The sequence below is a fragment of the Streptomyces sp. NPDC059247 genome (assembly GCF_042754005.1).
Taxonomy (GTDB): domain Bacteria; phylum Actinomycetota; class Actinomycetes; order Streptomycetales; family Streptomycetaceae; genus Streptomyces.
In genome coordinates this window covers 391089-409997 of the sequence record NZ_JBHYZW010000002.1, presented here as the reverse complement: position 1 = coordinate 409997, position 18909 = coordinate 391089, and the positions used below count along the sequence as shown (strand labels likewise).

The 18909-nt window shown below is 75.3% G+C and carries 17 protein-coding genes and 1 riboswitch; of the genes, 10 read left to right on the top strand and 7 right to left on the bottom strand.

All coding sequences use genetic code 11. The features are described 5' to 3' along the window. The first annotated feature begins 84 nt into the window (after positions 1–84). The gene (locus tag ACFXGN_RS05750) at positions 85–1710 is read left to right on the top strand and encodes an ABC-F family ATP-binding cassette domain-containing protein (protein WP_384854530.1); all 1626 of its coding nucleotides are present in this window, start codon (positions 85–87) and stop codon (positions 1708–1710) included. On the opposite strand, the gene cobN is transcribed toward ACFXGN_RS05750, so the two are convergent. After that, positions 1707–5315, bottom strand: coding sequence for a cobaltochelatase subunit CobN (gene cobN, locus ACFXGN_RS05745; protein WP_384853901.1), 3609 nt, complete (start codon positions 5313–5315; stop codon positions 1707–1709). The two genes, ACFXGN_RS05750 and cobN, sit on opposite strands and share 4 nt — an antisense overlap. 34 nt (positions 5316–5349) lie before the next feature. After that, a riboswitch (cobalamin riboswitch) is annotated at positions 5350–5494 on the bottom strand. A 72-nt stretch (positions 5495–5566) separates the two neighbouring features. Between cobN and ACFXGN_RS05740 the strand changes: the two genes are divergently transcribed. The 4 genes from ACFXGN_RS05740 (at position 5567) to ACFXGN_RS05725 (ending at position 11142) form a co-directional block, all read left to right on the top strand. Then, positions 5567–6805, top strand: a complete 1239-nt coding sequence (locus ACFXGN_RS05740) for a cobalamin biosynthesis protein CobG (RefSeq protein ID WP_384853899.1) — start codon at positions 5567–5569, stop codon at positions 6803–6805. Positions 6806–6819: 14 nt separating this feature from the next. Further along, complete coding sequence (locus ACFXGN_RS05735) at positions 6820–7455, top strand: precorrin-8X methylmutase (protein WP_384854527.1); 636 nt, start codon at positions 6820–6822, stop codon at positions 7453–7455. Beyond that, positions 7452–8954, top strand: coding sequence for a precorrin-2 C(20)-methyltransferase (locus ACFXGN_RS05730; protein WP_384853896.1), 1503 nt, complete (start codon positions 7452–7454; stop codon positions 8952–8954). The genes ACFXGN_RS05735 and ACFXGN_RS05730 overlap by 4 nt, the downstream gene beginning before the upstream one ends. A gap of 487 nt (positions 8955–9441) precedes the next feature. Continuing rightward, positions 9442–11142 carry a PA14 domain-containing protein gene (locus tag ACFXGN_RS05725; RefSeq protein ID WP_384854524.1) on the top strand — a complete coding sequence of 567 codons (1701 nt, stop codon included), beginning with the start codon at positions 9442–9444 and terminating at the stop codon, positions 11140–11142. Between the two features lie 3 nt (positions 11143–11145). Here ACFXGN_RS05725 and ACFXGN_RS05720 read toward each other — a convergent pair whose 3' ends face one another. Continuing rightward, a complete protein-coding gene (locus tag ACFXGN_RS05720; RefSeq protein ID WP_384853893.1) occupies positions 11146–11877 on the bottom strand; it encodes a cobalt-precorrin-6A reductase in 732 nt (243 codons plus the stop codon). 12 nt (positions 11878–11889) lie between these two features. On the opposite strand from ACFXGN_RS05720, the gene ACFXGN_RS05715 reads away from it, so the two are divergent. Beyond that, complete coding sequence (locus tag ACFXGN_RS05715) at positions 11890–13014, top strand: cobalt-precorrin-5B (C(1))-methyltransferase (RefSeq protein ID WP_384853890.1); 1125 nt, start codon at positions 11890–11892, stop codon at positions 13012–13014. 23 nt (positions 13015–13037) lie between these two features. Here ACFXGN_RS05715 and ACFXGN_RS05710 read toward each other — a convergent pair whose 3' ends face one another. Beyond that, on the bottom strand, positions 13038–13457 hold the full coding sequence (locus tag ACFXGN_RS05710) for a hypothetical protein (RefSeq protein ID WP_384853887.1): 420 nt from the start codon (positions 13455–13457) through the stop codon (positions 13038–13040). After that, positions 13454–13726, bottom strand: coding sequence for a CopG family transcriptional regulator (locus tag ACFXGN_RS05705; protein WP_384853884.1), 273 nt, complete (start codon positions 13724–13726; stop codon positions 13454–13456). Before ACFXGN_RS05705 ends, ACFXGN_RS05710 begins: the two co-directional genes overlap by 4 nt. A 123-nt stretch (positions 13727–13849) precedes the next feature. Between ACFXGN_RS05705 and ACFXGN_RS05700 the strand changes: the two genes are divergently transcribed. Beyond that, positions 13850–13924 (top strand): 50S ribosomal protein bL37, encoded by a 75-nt coding sequence (locus tag ACFXGN_RS05700; RefSeq protein ID WP_384854521.1) that lies wholly within the window; start codon positions 13850–13852, stop codon positions 13922–13924. 23 nt (positions 13925–13947) lie between these two features. On the opposite strand, the gene cobM is transcribed toward ACFXGN_RS05700, so the two are convergent. The 3 genes from cobM to ACFXGN_RS05685 all read right to left on the bottom strand — a co-directional run bounded on the left by cobM (position 13948) and on the right by ACFXGN_RS05685 (position 16363). After that, positions 13948–14697, bottom strand: a complete 750-nt coding sequence (cobM, locus tag ACFXGN_RS05695; RefSeq protein ID WP_384853882.1) for a precorrin-4 C(11)-methyltransferase — start codon at positions 14695–14697, stop codon at positions 13948–13950. Beyond that, positions 14694–15917, bottom strand: a complete 1224-nt coding sequence (cbiE, locus tag ACFXGN_RS05690) for a precorrin-6y C5,15-methyltransferase (decarboxylating) subunit CbiE (protein WP_384853879.1) — start codon at positions 15915–15917, stop codon at positions 14694–14696. The genes cobM and cbiE overlap by 4 nt, the downstream gene beginning before the upstream one ends. 317 nt (positions 15918–16234) lie before the next feature. Further along, the gene (locus ACFXGN_RS05685; protein WP_384853877.1) at positions 16235–16363 is read right to left on the bottom strand and encodes a DUF6126 family protein; all 129 of its coding nucleotides are present in this window, start codon (positions 16361–16363) and stop codon (positions 16235–16237) included. 318 nt (positions 16364–16681) lie between these two features. Here ACFXGN_RS05685 and ACFXGN_RS05680 point away from each other — a divergent pair, with 318 nt between their 5' ends. The 3 genes from ACFXGN_RS05680 (at position 16682) to ACFXGN_RS05670 (ending at position 18897) form a co-directional block, all read left to right on the top strand. Next, positions 16682–17773 (top strand): LLM class flavin-dependent oxidoreductase, encoded by a 1092-nt coding sequence (locus ACFXGN_RS05680; protein ID WP_384854519.1) that lies wholly within the window; start codon positions 16682–16684, stop codon positions 17771–17773. Positions 17774–17777: 4 nt separating this feature from the next. Continuing rightward, positions 17778–18401 (top strand): FMN reductase, encoded by a 624-nt coding sequence (locus ACFXGN_RS05675; protein ID WP_384853874.1) that lies wholly within the window; start codon positions 17778–17780, stop codon positions 18399–18401. Positions 18402–18462: 61 nt separating this feature from the next. Continuing rightward, positions 18463–18897: a universal stress protein gene (locus ACFXGN_RS05670; RefSeq protein ID WP_366443477.1), complete on the top strand. Its 435-nt coding sequence runs from the start codon at positions 18463–18465 to the stop codon at positions 18895–18897. The last annotated feature ends 12 nt before the right edge of the window (positions 18898–18909 follow it).

Here is an 18909-nt window from a genome sequence, read left to right as displayed (position 1 = left end):
GTAGCGTCTTGCCAAACGCGCTCCCGTCTCGTACTCTCAGTGAAGCGAGACGACCCGTCTCGTCTTGCTTCATCGACTGAAGGGATCCCGCCCTTGTTCCATGTCCGACTCACCGACGTCAGCAGGCACCACGACCGTCCCGGTGGCGGGTACCGGACCGTGTTCGACCGGGTCTCCCTCGTGCTCCGGGCCGGTGAGCGGCTCGGGGTCGTCGGGGACAACGGGGCCGGGAAGTCCACCCTGCTCCGGCTGCTCGCCGGGCTCGAAGCCCCCGACGCGGGGGCCGTGACCGTCGAGGTCCCCGGGGGAGTCGGCCATCTCGCCCAGACCCGGGACCTGCCCCCGGACGCCACCGTCGGTGACGCCGTCGACCACGCCCTCGCGGAGGTGCGGGAGCTGGAGCGGGCGATCCGCGCCGCCGAGGCGGCGCTCGCCCGGACCGGGGACCTCGCCGGATACGCCGGGCTGCTCGCCGCGTACGAGGCCAGGGGCGGCGCCGGGGCCGACCGGCAGGTCGAGACCGTGCTGCGCCGCCTCGGCGGGGACGGCCCGCTCGACCGCGCCCGGCCGCTCGCCGCGCTCTCCGGCGGACAGCGCTCCCGGCTCGCGCTCGCCGCCGTCCTGGCCGCCGGACCCGAGCTGCTGCTGCTCGACGAACCCACCAACGACCTCGACGACCGGGCCGTGGCCTGGCTGGAGGAGCGGCTGCGCGCCCACCGGGGCACGGTCGTCGCCGTCTCCCACGACCGGGCCTTCCTCGACCGGGTCACCACCGGTGTCCTGGAGGTGGACGAGGACCGCAGGACCGTGCGCCGGTACGGCGACGGCTACCCCGGCTATCTCGCCGGGCGCGCCGCCGAACGGGCCCGCAGACAGCGGGAGCACGAGGAGTGGAAGCGGGAGCTGGCCCGCCACCGGGCCCTCGCCGACACCCACATCGACCGTTTCTCCGCGATCCCCCGCAAGGCCCCGGCCTCGTTCAGCGGGGCGGGCGCCTTCCGGGCCCGGTCACGGGCGCACGGCGCCATGAGCCGCATCCGGGCCGCCAGGGAACGGCTCGCCCGGCTCACCGGAGCGCCCGTGCCCGCGCCGCCGCCACCGCTGGCGTTCCGCGCCGAACTCCTGGGCGGGGGCGCGTCCGTGGACCTCGCCGGAGTACGGATCGAGGGGCGGCTGCGGCTGGACGCCCTCCGTCTGGAGCCGGGCGAACGGCTCCTGGTGACCGGGCCGAACGGCGCCGGGAAGAGCACCCTGCTGAAGCTCCTCGCGGGCGAACTCGCCCCGGACGGGGGCACGGTGACCACGCGCACGGAGCACGGGCCCGCGCGGACCGGGCTGCTCCGGCAGGAGACGGACCCGCCCACCGACCCCCGTACGGTGGACGAGTCCTTCGGGGAGGACCGTACGGACGAACTGCTCGCCCTCGGCCTGTTCTCCGCCCGCGACCTGACGACCCCGGTCCGGCACCTGTCCACCGGACAGCGCCGCAAGCTGGAACTGGCCCGGCTCGTCACCCGGCCCGCCGATCTGCTCCTCCTCGACGAGCCGACCAACCATCTGGCCCCGGCGCTCGTGGAGGAACTGGAGGCCGCGCTCGTCCCGTACCGGGGCACGCTGGTCGTCGTCAGCCACGACCGGCGGCTGCGGGCGGGCTTCCGGGGCCGTGTCCTCGAACTGGCCCCGGCCCCGGCGACGGCCCCGGCCGTCTAGTCGTCGGACGCCCCCTCCAGGTCGCCCTCCGTCTCCAGGAAGACCTGGCGCAGGGCGGCCAGGGTCTCCGCGTCCGGCTTCTCCCACATGCCGCGCGACTCGGCTTCGAGGAGGCGCTCCGCGATGCCGTGCAGGGCCCACGGGTTGGCCTCCTTCAGGAAGGCCTGGTTCGCCGGGTCGAGGACGTACTCCTGGGCGAGCTTGTCGTACATCCAGTCCGCGACCACGCCCGTCGTGGCGTCGTACCCGAAGAGGTAGTCGACGGTCGCCGCCAGCTCGAACGCGCCCTTGTAGCCGTGGCGGCGCATCGCCTCGATCCAGCGCGGGTTGACCACCCGCGCCCGGAACACCCGGGACGTCTCCTCGACGAGCGTGCGGGTGCGGACCGTCTCCGGGCGGGTCGAGTCCCCGATGTACGCCTCCGGGGCGGTGCCCTTGAGCGCGCGGACGGTCGCCACCATGCCGCCGTGGTACTGGAAGTAGTCGTCGGAGTCCGCGATGTCGTGCTCACGGGTGTCCGTGTTCTTCGCGGCCACCGCGATCCGCTTGTACGCGGTCTCCATCTCGGCCCGCGCCGGGCGCCCTTCGAGCCCGCGCCCGTACGCGTACCCGCCCCACACCGTGTACACCTCGGCGAGGTCGGCGTCCGTGCGCCAGTCGCGGGAGTCGATCAGCTGGAGGATGCCCGCGCCGTACGTGCCCGGCCGGGAGCCGAAGATACGGGTGGTGGCGCGCCGCTCGTCGCCGTGCTCCGCGAGGTCGGCCTGGGTGTGCGCCCGCACGTGGTTGTCCTCGGCGGACTCGTCCTCCAGCCCCGCGACCAGCCGTACGGCGTCGTCGAGGAGCCCGATGACGTGCGGGAACGCGTCCCGGAAGAAGCCGGAGATGCGCAGGGTGACATCGACGCGCGGGCGGCCCAGCTCGGCGAGCGGGATCGGTTCGAGACCGTTCACCCGGCGGGACGCCTCGTCCCACAGCGGCCGGACGCCCAGCAGGGCCAGCGCCTCGGCCACGTCGTCGCCCGAAGTGCGCATCGCGCTCGTGCCCCACAGGGAGAGGCCCACCGAGGTCGGCCAGGAGCCGTTGTCGGTCCGGTAGCGCTCCAGGAGCGAGTCCGCGAGCGCCTGCCCGGTCTCCCAGGCCAGCCGGGACGGCACCGCCTTCGGGTCGACCGAGTAGAAGTTGCGGCCGGTCGGCAGGACGTTGACCAGACCGCGCAGCGGCGAACCGGAGGGACCGGCCGGGACGAAGCCGCCGTCCAGGGCGTGCACGGCGTGGGTGAGTTCGTCGGTGGTGGCGGCCAGGCGCGGCACGACCTGCTCGCAGGCGAACCGCAGCACCGCGTGGACGTCGGGGCCGTACGCGGCGGCCACCGGGGCGACCGCGTCCACGGACCAGTCCGCCGCCTCCATCGCCTCGACCAGCTCGCGGGCCTTCGCCTCCGCCTCGTCGGCGGTCGTCCGGGTCGCGGCCGACTCGTCCAGGCCCAGCGCCTCCCGCAGACCGGGCAGCGCCTGCGTGCCGCCCCAGATCTGCCGGGCCCGCAGGATGGACAGGACCAGGTTGACCCGGGCCTCACCGGCCGGGGCGCCGCCCAGGACGTGCAGACCGTCACGGATCTGGGCGTCCTTGACCTCGCACAGCCAGCCGTCGACGTGCAGCAGGAAGTCGTCGAAGCCGTCGTCCCCGGGACGCTCCTCCAGACCGAGGTCGTGGTCGAGCCGGGCCGCCTGGATCAGCGTCCAGATCTGGGCGCGGATCGCGGGCAGCTTCGCCGGGTCCATGGAGGAGATCTGCGCGTACTCGTCGAGGAGCTGCTCCAGGCGCGCGATGTCGCCGTAGGAGTCGGCGCGGGCCATCGGCGGCACCAGGTGGTCGACGAGCGTGGCGTGCGCCCGCCGCTTGGCCTGGGTGCCCTCGCCGGGGTCGTTGACGAGGAACGGGTAGACCAGCGGCAGGTCGCCGAGGGCCGCGTCGGGGCCGCAGGCGGCCGACAGGCCCGCGTTCTTGCCGGGCAGCCACTCCAGGTTGCCGTGCTTGCCCAGGTGGACCATGGCGTCGGCGCCGAAGCCGCCGTCGTCCGCGCGGGCCGCGATCCACCGGTACGCCGCCAGGTAGTGGTGCGAGGGCGGCAGGTCAGGGTCGTGGTAGATCGCGATCGGGTTCTCGCCGAAGCCGCGCGGCGGCTGGATCAGGACGAGGAGGTTCCCGCGCCGCAGCGCGGCGAGGACGATGTCGCCCTCCGGGTTGCGGGAGCGGTCGACGAACATCTCGCCGGGGGCGGGCCCCCAGTGCTCCTCGACGCTCTCGCGCAGCCCGGCGGGGAGCTCCGCGTACCACCGCCGGTAGTCGGCGGCCGGGATGCGGACCGGGTTCTTCGCCAACTGCTCCTCGGTCAGCCAGTCCTGGTCGTGGCCGCCCGCCTCGATGAGCGCGTAGATCAGCTCGTCGCCGTCGCCGGAGACCAGACCGGGCAGCTCGTCGGCGGGCCCGAAGTCGTACCCCTCGGCGATCAGACGGCGCAGCAGGGAGACGGCGGAGGCGGGGGTGTCGAGGCCGACCGCGTTGCCGATGCGGGAGTGCTTCGTCGGGTACGCGGAGAGGACGAGCGCCAGCCTCTTGTCGGCGTTCGGGATGTGCCGCAGCCGGGCGTGCCGTACGGCGGTCCCGGCGACCCGGGCCGCCCGCTCGGGGTCGGCGACGTACGAGGGCAGTCCGTCCTCGTCGATCTCCTTGAAGGAGAACGGGACGGTGATGAGCCGCCCGTCGAACTCGGGGACGGCGACCTGGCTCGCCGCGTCCAGCGGCGACAGGCCCTCGTCGCTCTCCTCCCACGCGGCGCGCGAGGAGGTCAGGCAGAGCGCCTGGAGGATCGGCACGTCGAGCCCGGCCAGCGCGCCCGCGTCCCAGGCCTCCTCGTCGCCGCCCGCCTGCGCCTCGGCCGGCTTGGTGCCGCCCGCCGCGAGGACCGTGGTGACGATCGCGTCGGCGGTGCGCAGCCGGTCGAGCAGCTCCGGCTCGGGGGCCCGCAGGGACGCCACGTACAGCGGGAGGGCCTGTGCGCCCGCGTCCTCGACCGCCGCGCACAGGGCGTCGACGAAGCCGGTGTTCCCGCTCATGTGGTGGGCGCGGTAGTAGAGCACCGCGACGGTCGGGCCGTCCGTCGTACGGGCGGTCCGCTCCAGCGGGCCCCAGGTGGGGGCCCCGGCCGGGGCCTCGAAGCCGTGGCCGGTGAGCAGGACGGTGTCGGAGAGGAAGCGGGCGAGCTGCTCCAGGTTCGCCGGGCCGCCGTGCGCGAGATAGGCGTGGGCCTCGGTGGCGACGCCGACGGGGACGGTGGACGCCTCCATCAGCTGGGCGTCGGGGGCCTGTTCGCCGCTGAGGACGACCACCGGCAGTCCGGCGGCGCGGACCGCGTCCAGGCCCTCCTGCCAGGAGCGGAGCCCGCCCAGGAGGCGGACGACGACGAGGTCGGCGCCCTCCAGGAGACCGGGCAGATCGGCCAGCGGGAGCCGGGCGGGGTTGGCGAAGCGGTACTCCACCGGTCCGCCGGCCGCGCGGGCACTGAGCAGGTCGGTGTCGGAGTGCGACAGCAGCAGGAGCATGGCTACGCAGGCCTTCCTCGGGGTGGTCCGCGCCCCGGGTGGTCGTGTGGACGGCGGGAGTTCCTGGCTCGCCCTCCCGATCGTGCCGGGCGGGCTCACAGTGGCGGGACCGCGCCGGAATCGCACCGGGCTTCCTCCCCGGGGTCCTGGGACCCCATGCCGTCTGCATAGTAGAACGTGCCGTCGGCGGGCCGGGCCCGGCGTCGCAGTCGCCCGGATCACACCCGGGGGCCGCCCGGTCCCCCGTCGGTATGCTCGCCGCCATGCCGCCCACCCCGCTCCCGCCGCCCGCGCCGGGCGCGCCCCGCACCCGGGACCGCGGCGACGCGTGCCCGGGAGCGCTGCGCCTGCACTCCGCCGACGACGGCGGTCTCGCCCGACTCCGGCTCCCCGGGGGCCGTCTGACCGCCCCTCAGGTGGAGGTCCTGGCGGCGGCGGCGGAGGACCTGGGCGACGGCCGGATCAGCGTCACCTCGCGCGGCAACGCGGAGCTGCGCGGCCTCCCGGACGACTGCGGGTCCGCGCTCGCCGACCGGCTCGCCCCGGCGGGCCTGCTGCCCTCCCCCCGGCACGAACGCGTCCGCAACATCGTCGCCTCGCCCACCGCGGGACTCGACGGACTCGGCCACGGCGACGTGCAGTTGTGGGCCCGCGCGCTGGACCGCGCCCTGTGCGCCGAGCCCCGCGCGGTGGCGCTCTCCGGCCGCTTCCTGTTCGTCCTGGACGACGGGCGCGGAGACGTCGCCGGACTCGGCGGCGATGTGACCTTGGTCGCAGCGCCCGGCGGCACCGCCCTGCTGCGGCTGGGCCCCCGGACCTTCAGGACCGGCGCCGCCGACGCCGTCCCGGCGGCCCTGGCCGCCGCCCTCGCCTTCCTCGACGCCGCCGACGCCGCCGGGACCGGGGCCTGGCGCCCCCGGGAACTGCCCGAGGCGCACGCACCGGACTGGGCCGGAGCACTGGCCCGCGCCGGGATCGCCGCCGGGCCCGTCTCCGTACCCCCGCCGCCGGTGTCACCGCCGCCCCCGCCGGGCGAGCTGCCCGGCGGCACTCCGCACGTCCTCGCCCCGCTGGGCAGGCTCACCGCCGCCCAACTGCGGGCCCTGCTGCCCGCCGACGAGGTCCGGCTCACGCCCTGGCGCGGCGCGGTCGTCGTCGGCGCGGGCCCCGGGCGGCTGCCCGCGCTCGCCGCGCACGGCCTGATCACCCGGCCCGGCGCGCCCGGCGCCGGGGTCACCGTCTGCACCGGACGGCCCGGCTGCGCCAAGTCCCTCGCCGATGTGCGGGCCGACGCGCTCGCCGCGCCCCCGGGCCCGCTGCCGGTGCACTACTCCGGCTGCGCCCGGCGCTGCGGGCACCCGCACGGCGCCCGTACCGAAGCCGTCGCCACCGGTGACGACACCTACCTGGTGGACGGCGTCCCCACCCCCCGCGCCGCCCTGTCCGAGGCCGTCGCGGCGGCCCGCCACCCGGCGACCCACACGAGATGAGCGAGAGCACCACGATGTTCGACTACGAGAAGGACGGGGCGGAGATCTACCGCCGGTCCTTTGCCACGATCCGCGCCGAGGCGGACCTCTCGGGCCTGCCCGCCGACATCGCCCAGGTCGCGGTGCGCATGATCCACGCCTGCGGGATGACCGACCTCGTCCAGGACATCGCGTACTCCCCGGACGTCGTCACCCGCGCCCGCGCCGCGCTGCGCGCCGGGGCGCCGATCCTCTGCGACGCCCAGATGGTCGCCAGCGGCGTCACCCGCAAGCGGCTGCCCGCCGACAACGAGGTGATCTGCGCGCTCTCCGACCCGGCCGTGCCGGGCCTCGCCGCCGAACTTGGCACCACCCGCTCCGCCGCCGCCCTCGAACTGTGGCGGGACCGCCTCGAAGGCTCCGTCGTCGCCATCGGCAACGCGCCCACCGCCCTCTTCCACCTCCTGGAGATGGTCGCGAAGGGCGGGCCCCGCCCGGCCGCCGTCCTCGGCATACCCGTCGGGTTCATCGGCGCCGCCGAGTCCAAGGACGCCCTCGCCGCCCAGGACCTGGGCCTCGACTACCTCGTCGTCCGGGGCAGGCGCGGCGGCAGCGCCATGACGGCCGCCGCCCTCAACGCCCTCGCCCACGAAGCGGAGATCCAGGCATGAGCACCGCACCGCGCACCCCGGGCAGGCTGTACGGGGTCGGGCTCGGGCCCGGCGACCCGGAGCTGATGACGCTGGCCGCCGTGCGGGCCATCGGGGAGGCCGACGTCGTCGCCTACCACTCGGCCCGCCACGGCCGGTCCATCGCCCGCTCCATCGCCGCCGCGCACCTGCGCGAGGACCACGTCGAGGAGCGGCTGATGTACCCGCTCACCGTGGAGACCACCGACCACCCCGGCGGCTACCGGGGCGCCCTGGACGACTTCTACGAGGAGGCCGCCGCCCGGCTCGCCGCCCACCTCGACGCGGGCCGCACCGTCGCCGTGCTCGCCGAGGGCGACCCCCTCTTCTACGGCTCCTACCAGCACATGCACAAGCGGCTCGCGGACCGCTACGACACCACCGTCATCCCCGGCGTCACCTCCGTCAGCGCCGCCGCCGCCCGGCTCGGCGAGCCGCTGTGCGAGGCCGAGGAAGTCCTCACGATCATCCCCGGCACCCTCCCCGAGGACGAGCTGACGGCCCGGCTCGCGGGCACCGACTCGGCGGTCGTGATGAAGCTCGGCCGCACCTTCCCCACCGTCCGGCGGGCCCTGGAGCGGGCCGGACGGCTCGACGACGCCCGGTACGTGGAGCGCGCCTTCATGCCCGGCGAGCGGACCGGCGACCTCGCCGGTGTCGACCCCGCGACCGTCCCCTACTTCTCGGTGGCCGTCCTGCCCTCCCGGGTCGACGCCGTGCCCCCCGTACGGGACCGGGGCGAGGTCGTCGTCGTCGGCACCGGCCCCGCCGGGGCGCCCTGGCTCACCCCCGAGTCGCGCGGCGCCCTCGTCAACGCCGACGTCCTCGTCGGCTACACCACCTACCTGGCCCGGGTGCCGGTGCTGCGCCCCGGGCAGGTCCGGCACGGCTCCGACAACAAGGCCGAGTCCGAGCGCGCCGAGTTCGCCCTCGACCTGGCCCGCCGGGGCCACCGGGTCGCGGTCGTCTCCGGCGGCGACCCGGGCGTCTTCGCGATGGCCACCGCCGTCCTGGAGGTCGCCTGCGAACCGGCCTACGCCGACGTGCCCGTACGGGTCCTCCCGGGGGTGACCGCCGCCAACGCCGCCGCCGCCGCGGCGGGCGCGCCCCTCGGCCACGACTACGCGACGATCTCCCTGTCGGACCGGCTCAAGCCCTGGGAGGTCATCGAGGCGCGGCTGCGCGCCGCCGCGGAGGCCGATCTGGTCATCGCCCTCTACAACCCGGGCTCGAAGTCCCGTACGCACCAGGTGGCCGCCGCCCGCGAGCTGCTGCTGGCGCTGCGCGCCCCGGGGACCCCGGTGGTCGTCGCCCGGGACGTCGGCGGCCCCGAGCAGTCGGTGCGGGTGGTGACCCTGGAGACCCTGGAGCCGTCCGAGGTCGACATGCGGACCCTGCTCCTGATCGGCTCCTCGCAGACCCGCGCGGTGGAACGCGCGGACGGCCGCACGATCACCTGGACCCCCCGCCGGTACGGGTGACCTCCTGGGCGCTCCCCCGCCGGACGGGGGAGCGCCCGGAACCGGCCCCGGACGGACGGGGGGCCCACACCGGCCGGGGGGCCCACACCGGACCGGGGCCCACACCGGACCGGGGCCCACAGCGGCCGGGGCGGCGCCCCGTACCGGATCCGGAGGCGCGCACCGCCCCGCCCCGCCCCGGACCGGAGCCGCGCCCCGGCGCGAACCGAGGCAGGACCTCGCACCGGACCCGGAGGCGCACCCCGCACCGGACCGGGGGCCCACACCGGCCGGGGGGCCCACACCGGACCGGGGCGGCACCCCCGCCCCCGACCGCACCCCCGTCCCCGGCCGCAGCCGCGCCCCGGCGTGAAACCCCTGTCGCCGCAAGGGAAAGGGACGGTAAAGTCCCGAGGCGACAGCGGTGGACCGGCCCCACCCGCACCGCCCGTCGCCCTCCCCCCGCACCATCTGTCTCCCGTAGGTCCGGAAAGGGCCCCTCTTCGTGATGACTCGTCACCGGCTGAGCGCACTGGCCGCCACGGCCGCCCTCGCCGCGTCCGGCGGCCTGCTCGCCGCCGCCCCGGCCACCGCCGCCGTCAGCTGCGCCTCCCCCGTGTGGACGGCGCAGTACTACGGCAACCCCACCTTCAGCGGCACCCCGAAGCTGACCGCCTGCGACAGCGCCATCGCCGAGAACTACGGCCTCGGCGACCCCGCGGGCGTCACCCTGCCCAAGGACAACTTCTCCGTCCGCTGGTCGCTCACCCGCGACTTCGGCTCCGGCGGCCCGTTCACCTTCACCGCCGAGGCGCAGGACGGCATCCGCGTCTACCTCGACGGCGTCCGGAAGACCGACCTGTGGCGGAACGTCTCCACCACCCAGAAGAAGGCCGTCGCGGTCACCGTCCCGGCCGGACGGCACACGATCCGCGTGGACTACGCCCACTGGACCGGCGCCGCCAACGTCAAGTTCGGCTACACGCCGAACACTTCGGCCTCCGTCGACCGGGTCAAGCCGCTCGCCCCGGCGGGCGCGTCCGCCGCCTACGACCGGAACCTCAACCGGACCACCCTGAAGTGGGCGGCCAACAAGGAGATGGACCACGCCGGTTACCGCCTCTACCGGCGACTGTCCACCACCACGGTGTGGACCAGGGTCGGCAGCCCCACCACGCTGATCACCGGCACCTCGTCCACCGACACCCCGCCCGCCACCGGGGAGAGGTTCCTCTACGAACTGCGGGCCGTCGACCGGGCGGGCAACGAGTCCCCGGGCGGCGTCGACCTCACCGTCACCACCGTGGACCGCACCGCCCCCGCCGCCCCGGCCGGAGTCACCGCCGCCGACGCGCGCGCCGGTGTCACCCTGACCTGGAAGCCCGTCGCGGGCGCCGCCCGCTACACCGTGCACCGGCGCACCGGCACCGCCCCGACGGCCCCCGTCGTCCAGGTCGCCACCGGGGTCACCGCCACCTCGTGGACCGACACCGCCGTCACCGAGAAGACCGGCTACGGCTACTGGGTGTCGGCCGTCGACGCCGCCGGGAACACCTCGGGCCGCACCGCCGTCACCGCCTCCCACGGCGACTTCGCCCCGGGCGCGCCCACCGGTCTGACCGGCGAGTACGCCCTCGCCGCCCGCGCCGCCTTCCTCGACTGGGCCGCGCCCGCCGACCGTGACGTGGTCTCCTACCGGGTCTACCGGGACGGCGGCGCGTACACCGAGGTCACCGGGCGCTCGTACGCCGACCGCGGGGCCCTGCCCGGCTCGACGTACCGGTACACGGTGACCGCCGTCGACGCGGCGGGCCACGAGTCGGCGCACTCCGCCCCGTTCACCCTCACCACCCCGGGCGACCAGGTCGCCCCGGCGCCCGTCGCCGGGCTCAAGGGCACGGCCCGCCCGGACGGGGTGTTCCTGGAGTGGGCGGCGAGCACCGAGCCCGACCTGGACCACTACGAGCTGCTCAGGGGCGAGTTCTGGCCCGACGACGAGGAGCCGGGCGGCGGCGTCTGGGTCTACCGGCGCGTCGAGTACTTCCCCGCCGACGTCACCTCGCACCTCTACGGCTCCGTCCAGGACGGCGACACGAACCGCTACGCCGTCGTCGCCGTCGACCGCTGGGGCAACTCCCTGGCGACCACCGACCTCGACCGGGTGTCGTGGGTCGAGATCACCGAGCTGAACACCCCCGCCGGGGGCTGAGCCTCAGCGCCCGAGCACCCAGGCGGCGGCCTCCTCGGGGGTCGCCGCCACCGGTACGTCCGCCGGGACCGGGGGGCGGACGACCACCACGACCGGCAGGCCCGCCTCGCGGGCCGCCGCCAGTTTCGGGGCGGTCGCCGCGCCCCCGCTGTCCTTGGTCACCAGGACGTCGATCCGGTGCCGGGCCAGCAGCTCCCGCTCGCCGTCCAGGGTGAAGGGCCCCCGGTCGAGGAGGACCTCGGTACGGGCCGGGACCGGTCCGTCGGGGGCGTCCACCGAGCGGACCAGGAACCACTGCGGGAGCCCCGCGAAGGCCGCGAGCCCCATCCGGCCGGTGGTCAGGAACACCCGCTCCCCGAGGCCGCCGAGCGCGTCGGCCGCCGCCTCCAGGGACGGTACGGACGTCCAGCGGTCCCCGGCGGCCGGGACCCAGCCGGGGCGGCGCAGCGCCAGCAGGGGAACATGGGCGGTGGCGGCCGCACGGGCCGCGTTGAAGCTGATCCGCCCGGCGAAGGGATGCGTGGCGTCGATGACCGCGTCCACGGCGTGCCCGCCGATCCACCCGGCGAGCCCGTCGGCCCCGCCGAAGCCGCCGATCCTGACCTCGCCCTCGGGCAGCCGGGGCCTGGCCACCCGCCCGGCGAGCGAACTGGTCACCCGCAGTCCGGGGCGGGCGTGCAGCAGCCCGGCGAGGGCGCGGGCCTCGGTGGTGCCCCCGAGAATGAGTACGTGCACAGGAGCCCCTTCGTGACATCAGGCGGCGGGCGTGAGGCCCAACTCAAGCACACCGGTCTGCGGCCCGGCTGGACGACCGGTGCCTGTGCGACGGCGGCGACGACGGCCGCGTACACGGCGCTCCTGACCGGCGACTTCCCCGACCCGGTGACGGTGACGCTGCCGAAGGGGCAGCGGCCGTCGTTCGCGCTGACCGCCGAGTCCCGCGCGGGCGGTACGGCGATGGCGGCGGTGACGAAGGACGCGGGCGACGACCCGGACGTGACGCACGGGGCGGTGATCAGGGCGACGGTACGGCTCCTCCCGCCGGGCTCAGGGGTGGTCTTCCGGGCGGGCGAGGGCGTCGGCACGGTGACCCTGCCGGGCCTGCCCCTTGAGGTCGGCGAACCGGCGATCAACCCGGTGCCCCGGCAGCTCATGCGGGAGCACGTGGCGGCGGTCGCGGCGGCGCACGGCGGGACCGGGGACGTCGAGATCACGATCTCCGTGGACCACGGGGCGGAGATCGCCCGGTCCACCTGGAACCCCCGGATCGGCATCCTCGGCGGTCTGTCGATCCTCGGCACGACGGGGATCGTCGTGCCGTACTCGTGCTCGGCGTGGATCGACTCGATCCGCCGGGGCGTGGACGTGGCCCGCGCGGGCGGGCTGCGCCACGTGGCGGGCTGCACCGGTTCGACGTCGGAGCGGACCGTGCGGGAGCTGTACGACCTGCCGGAGATCGCCCTGCTCGACATGGGCGACTTCGCGGGCGCGGTCCTGAAGTACGTCCGCCGCCATCCGGTGGACCGGCTCACGGTCTGCGGCGGCTTCGCGAAGCTGTCCAAGCTGGCGGCGGGCCATCTGGACCTGCACTCGGCCCGCTCGCAGGTCGACAAGGGCTTCCTGGCGGACCTGGCGCGGGCGGGCGGCGCGCCGGAGTCCCTGGCGGCGGAGGTGGCCGCCGCGAACACGGGCCTGGCGGCGCTGCGGCTCTGCGAGGCGGCCGGGGTCCCGCTGGGCGATCTGGTGGCGGCCCGCGCCCGTGACGAGGCCCTGGCGGTCCTGCGGGGCGCGCCGGTGGCGGTGGACGTGGTCTGTATCGACCGGGCGGGAGCGGTGGTGGGACGGGCGGGTCCGGCGGGGCCCGGGGTGTAGGGGTGACGGAGCCGCCCCGGGGCTCAGACCCGGAAGACGACGATCCGTCCGGGGACCAGCTGTTCCAGGTCTTCGACGTCCGAGGTGAACACGGTGACCTGGCCCGGCTGCCGCGAGGCCACGACGGCGAGCACGGCGTCGATGGCGTGGCGGTGGCCGTGCAGTCCGGCGTCCGCCAGGAGCCGACGCGCCTCGCGGGCCTCCTCCCTGCCGATGTCCGCCACGCGCACACGGGACAGGACCCAGTCCCAGCGCCGTTCCGTCGTCCTGGCGTCGTACGCCTCGATCAGGGTCATCGGCGAGGTGACGACCTCGGCGGCCCCGCTCGCGGCGAGTTCGAGCCGGGCGATCATCGCGCGGTCGCCCCGTACCGCGAGCGACAGGGCCTCGCTGTCGAGCACGAAGACGCGCAGGGGCGCGTTCTCTCCGGTCCGCTTGGTCACGCGGCGTCCCGGTCCTTCCGGGGCTCCCGGCGCCGCGCGTGCTCGGCGTCGAGCGCGTCCAGCTCGGCGGCGGCCGCCGCCCGCTCCGGACCGGAGACGGGGCCGTGCTCCTCCTCCAGCCAGTCGACGAGCTCCCTGAGCCGGTCCCGGTCGCGCCGGAGGCGCAGCGCCTCGGCCACATAGGCCGAAAGGCCGTACTCGGCCGCCTCGGCACGGACCTCCTCCAGGAGGTCCTCCGGGATCGTCACCGTCACCTTCTTGGTTGCCATACTCACCACCATACTCGCCGTACTCGCCGCCGTACTGGAAACGGGCCCGGCCGACGACGTGCGACCCCTGTCCGACGAACCTAGGCTGTCCAGGACATACCCCTACCGAACGGGAGGAACGCCATGTCGAAGCGGGGCAACAAGCGCCGGGCGCGGCGGAAGAAGGGCGCGAACCACGGCAAGCGGCCGAACACCTGATCCGTCCGGCCGCGGGGACCGCCTCAGCAGCTGTGGCGGTCCCGGGCCGGGTCGTACAGGTGGCTGTCGCGGAACGCGGACGCGGCCAGCGTCCGGCCGACCAGGATGACGGCGGTCTTCGTGATGCCCGCCGCCCTCGTCTGTTCCGCGATGTCGCCCAGGGTCCCCCGCAGGACGGTCTCGTCGGGGCGGCTGGCCAGGGCGACGACGGCGGCGGGGCAGTCGGCGCCGTAGTGGGGGAGCAGTTCGGAGACGATCCGGTCGACGTACCGGGCGCCGAGGTGCAGCACGAGGAGCGCGCCGCTGCGGCCCAGGGTGGCGAGGTCCTCGCCCTCGGGCATCGGGGTGGCCTGCTGGGCGATCCGGGTGAGGACGACGGTCTGGCCGACGGTGGGCACGGTCAGCTCCCGCTTGAGCGCCGCCGCCGCCGCGGCGAACGCGGGGACGCCGGGCACGACCTCGTACGGGATGCCGAGCGCGTCGAGCCTGCGCATCTGCTCGGCCATGGCGCTGAAGACGGACGGGTCGCCGGAGTGCAGCCGGGCCACGTCCCGGCCGGCCGCGTGGGCGGCGGTGATCTCGGCGACGATCTGGTCGAGGTCCATCCGCGCGGTGTCGACGAGCTTCGCGTCCGGCGGGCACTCGGCGAGCAGTTCCACGGGAACGAGGGAGCCCGCGTACAGACAGACCCCGCAGGAGGCGAGCGTACGGGCGCCGCGCACCGTGATGAGGTCGGCGGCGCCGGGGCCCGCGCCGATGAAGTAGACGGTCATGCTTCCTCTTCCTTGGTGACGGACCACTGGGTGACCGGCATCGCCTGGCGCCAGCCGGTGAAGCCGCCGACGGGGACGGCGGTGGCGGTGGCGAGCCGGACCAGTTCGCCGCCGTGGCGGCGGTGGCGGGCGGCGAGCACCGCCTCGGACTCCAGGGTCACGGTGTTGGCGACGAGCCGTCCGCCGGGGGGCAGCGCGGCCCAGCAGGCGTCGAGGAGGCCGGGGGCGGTGAGCCCGCCGCCGACGAAGACCGCGTCGGGCCGGTCGAGCCCGGCGAGGCCGTCCGGTGCGGCGGCGGTCACCACGCGCAGGGCGGGGACGCCGAGGGCGTCGGCGTTGCGGGCGATGCGGGCGGCCCGCTCGGGGGACTTCTCGACGGTGATCGCCCGGCAGTCGCGGTGGGCCCGCATCCATTCGACGCCGATGGAGCCGGAGCCGCCGCCGACGTCCCAGAGGAGTTCGCCGGGCGCGGGGGCGAGGGCGGCGAGCGTGGCGGCGCGCACGTACCGCTTGGTGAGCTGCCCGTCGTGCTCGTACGCCTCGTCGGGGAGTCCGGGGACGGTGCCCAGGCGCAGGGTGCCGGGGTCGCGGACGCAGTCGAGGGCGAGGACGTGGAGGGCGTCGGTCCGTTCGTGCGGCCAGTCGGCGGCGGTGGCGTCGAGGAGCCGTTCGCGGGGGCCGCCGAGCTGTTCGAGGACCCGGACGCGGGTGCCGCCCCAGCCGGTGTCCCGGAGGAGGGCGGCGACCAGGGCGGGGGTCCCGGGGCCCTCGCCGAGGACGAGGAGGCGGCGTCCGGGGTGGAGCGCGGCGGAGAGCGCGGCGAGGGGCCGGGCGACGAGGGAGACGGTGTCGACCGCGTCCAGGGGCCAGCCGAGGCGGGCGCAGGCGTACGAGACGGAGGAGGGGTGTGGGTGGACGCGCAGCCGGTCGGCGCCGACGGCCCCGGCGAGGGTGCGGGCGATGCCGTGGAAGGAGGGGTCGCCGCTGGCGAGGACGGCGACGGCGCGGCCCTCGTGGGCGGCGAGCAGTCCGGGGACGGCGGGGCGCAGCGGGGAGGGCCAGGCGACGCGTTCGCCGGGGCAGTCGGCGGCGGGGAGCAGTCCGAGCTGACGGGGGGCGCCGAGGAGGACCTCGGCGGAGCGCAGGACGCGGCGGGAGGCCTCGGGGAGCCCGTCCCAGCCGTCCGCGCCGATTCCGACGACGTGTATCGCACCGTTCACGTCGGGGACTCTACGGGAGGGGGCCCAGGTGGGAGGGGTGACGGGGGGGGCGACGGCCCTCACCCCGGCCCTCACCCGGGTCCGCACCCGGGCCTCACTGCGGGTCCACCCCGGACCTCGCTCCGGGTCTGCCCCGGGCCTCACCCTGGGTCCACCTCTGATCTCCCTGCGGGGTCCGCCCCGGATCTCCTTCCGGGTCCCCCGGGCCTCTCACCGGGTCCACCCCGGGTACGCCCGGCCGCGCGAGGGGCCCGGCCTGGGCGGGGGCCCGGCTCCCCGGTCCGGCCCGTCCCGGTCGGCGCGCACGCGCCCCCGTGTCACTTCTGGGCGTTCTGGCCCACGTAGAAGAGGATCCAGACGAAGCCCGCGAAGGCGTGCGTGGCGAAGACGTACACGAAGACGCGGAGCATCACCCCGCGTTCCTTCCAGCGCTCCTGATCGGTCACGCGGTCCAGCGTACGGGCCGCGCCCCTTTCGGCCGTACGGACCGCGACCCGGCCGCCGCACCGGCCACGGCTCGGCCACCACCCAGGCCGCGATCAGTCCTCCGCCCGCCCTCCGTACCGTACGGAACCCGCCTCCGCACCGGCCGGAACCCGGCCCCCGTACGACCGGAAGGGTCCTGTCGTACGGGGTGGCGCGCGGGCCGGAATAGGGGGAGGGGTGGCACCGTTGGACGAGATGGTTTAAGATTCAACCAAGAACCGCGAGAGACCCGCCGACCACGGGGAGCGCGGAGACCAGGAAGGCGAGAGGTGAGCACGATGCAGTTCGGGATCTTCACCGTCGGCGACGTGACGACCGACCCCACCACCGGCCGCACCCCCACCGAGCACGAGCGCATCAAGAACACCGTCGCCATCGCGCTCAAGGCGGAGGAGGTCGGGCTCGACGTCTTCGCGACCGGCGAGCACCACAACCCGCCGTTCGTGCCGTCCTCCCCCACCACCCTCCTCGGGCACATCGCCGCCCGCACGGAGAACCTGATCCTCTCCACCTCCACCACCCTCATCACCACCAACGACCCGGTGAAGATCGCCGAGGACTACGCGACCCTCCAGCACCTCGCCGACGGCCGCGTGGACCTGATGATGGGGCGCGGCAACACCGGCCCGGTCTACCCGTGGTTCGGCCAGGACATCCGCCAGGGCATCCCGCTCGCCATCGAGCACTACGCGCTCCTCCACAAGCTGTGGCGGGAGGACGTGGTGGACTGGGAGGGCAAGTTCCGCTCCGCCCTCCAGGGCTTCACCTCCACCCCGCGCCCGCTCGACGGCGTCCCGCCGTTCGTCTGGCACGGCTCCATCCGCTCCCCGGAGATCGCCGAGCAGGCCGCCTACTACGGCGACGGCTTCTTCGCCAACCACATCTTCTGGCCCAAGCAGCACACCGAGAAGATGGTCCGCCTCTACCGGCAGCGGTACGCCCACTACGGCCACGGCACCCCCGAGCAGGCGATCGTCGGCCTCGGCGGCCAGGTCTTCCTGCGGAGGAACTCCCAGGACGCGGTACGGGAGTTCCGCCCGTACTTCGACAACGCGCCGGTCTACGGCCACGGCCCCTCCCTGGAGGACTTCAGCCGCGAGACCCCGCTGACCGTCGGCTCGCCGCAGGAGGTCATCGAGCGGACCCTGTCCTTCCGCGACTACGTGGGCGACTACCAGCGCCAGCTGTTCCTGGTCGACCACGCGGGACTGCCGCTCAAGACGGTCCTCGAACAGCTCGACCTGCTCGGCGAGGAGGTCGTCCCGGTGCTCCGCAAGGAGTTCGAGGCCCTGCGCCCCGCCGACGTCCCCGCCACCGCCCCGCTCCACCCCGCCGTCACCGGCGGCCCCGCCACCACGAAGGAGGCATGACACCGTGCGCACCCTGAAACTGGTCGCCGTCTCGGCGGGCCTCAGCTCGCCGTCCTCCACCCGGCTGCTCGCCGACCGGCTCCTCCAGGCCGCCCGGTACCGGCTGGCCGAGCGGGAGTACGCCGTCGACGTCCAGGTCGTCGAACTCCGCGACCTGGCGGTGGACATCGCCCACCACCTCGTCACCGGCTTCCCCTCGGAGCGGCTCCAGGAGGCCATCGACGAGGTGACCGGCGCGGACGGGGTCATCGCCGTGACCCCGGTCTTCACCGCCTCCTACAGCGGTCTGTTCAAGTCGTTCTTCGACCTGATCGACCCGGCCGCGCTCACCGGCACCCCGGTCCTGATCGGGGCCACCGGCGGCACCGCCCGGCACTCGCTCGTCCTCGACCACGCCCTGCGACCGCTCTTCGCCTATCTGCGGGCCCTCGTCGTCCCGACCGCCGTCTACGCGGCCTCGGAGGACTGGGGCAGCGGCGGCGACGAGTACACCGAGGGGCTGCCCGCCCGCGTCACCCGCGCGGGCACCGAGTTCGCCGAGGCCGTCGCGGCCCGCCCGGAGCGCGCGGCGGACGACGAGGAGGTCGTCCCCTTCGAACGGCAACTGGCCGACCTCCGCCTCGATTGAGCGGTTTGTTACGTTGGTGGCGCATGGTTCATATGTGCCGTACAGCGAACGGAGGTCGGCGATGGCCGGCAGGATCGTGGTGGGCGTGGACGGATCGGCGCCTTCCCTGAAGGCGCTGAGGTGGGCGGCCCGGCAGGCGGCCCTCACCGGGGACACGCTGCAGACGGTGATCGGCTGGGAGTACCCGGCCTCGTGGGCGACGCTCGTGCCCGGCGTACCGGCGGAGTTCGACCCCGAACGGCTCGCCCGGCAGATCCTCGACGAGTCCCTGTCCTCGACGCTCACCCCGGAACAGGCGGCCCCGGTCGTCCGGACGGTCGTGGGCGGCAACGCCACCCAGGCGCTCCTCGACGCGGCGCGCGGCGCGGAGCTCCTCGTCGTCGGCGACCGGGGCTACAGCGGCTTCAAGGCCGCCATGCTCGGCTCGGTCTCCACCCATGTCACCCAGCACGCCCCGTGCCCGGTGGTCGTGGTCAGGGGCGGCGCCGAGGACTGAACGGCACGGCGG

Excerpts from the sequence above, each read along its gene's own strand:
- cobN (WP_384853901.1), bottom strand. The coding sequence starts at position 5,315 with ATGCTCCTGCTGCTGTCGCACTCCGACACCGACCTGCTCAGTGCCCGC.
- ACFXGN_RS05740 (WP_384853899.1), top strand. The coding sequence starts at position 5,567 with ATGCTCGCCGCCATGCCGCCCACCCCGCTCCCGCCGCCCGCGCCGGGC.
- ACFXGN_RS05735 (WP_384854527.1), top strand. The coding sequence starts at position 6,820 with ATGTTCGACTACGAGAAGGACGGGGCGGAGATCTACCGCCGGTCCTTT.
- ACFXGN_RS05730 (WP_384853896.1), top strand. The coding sequence starts at position 7,452 with ATGAGCACCGCACCGCGCACCCCGGGCAGGCTGTACGGGGTCGGGCTC.
- ACFXGN_RS05725 (WP_384854524.1), top strand. The coding sequence starts at position 9,442 with ATGACTCGTCACCGGCTGAGCGCACTGGCCGCCACGGCCGCCCTCGCC.
- ACFXGN_RS05705 (WP_384853884.1), bottom strand. The coding sequence starts at position 13,726 with ATGGCAACCAAGAAGGTGACGGTGACGATCCCGGAGGACCTCCTGGAG.
- cobM (WP_384853882.1), bottom strand. The coding sequence starts at position 14,697 with ATGACCGTCTACTTCATCGGCGCGGGCCCCGGCGCCGCCGACCTCATC.
- ACFXGN_RS05680 (WP_384854519.1), top strand. The coding sequence starts at position 16,682 with ATGCAGTTCGGGATCTTCACCGTCGGCGACGTGACGACCGACCCCACC.
- ACFXGN_RS05670 (WP_366443477.1), top strand. The coding sequence starts at position 18,463 with ATGGCCGGCAGGATCGTGGTGGGCGTGGACGGATCGGCGCCTTCCCTG.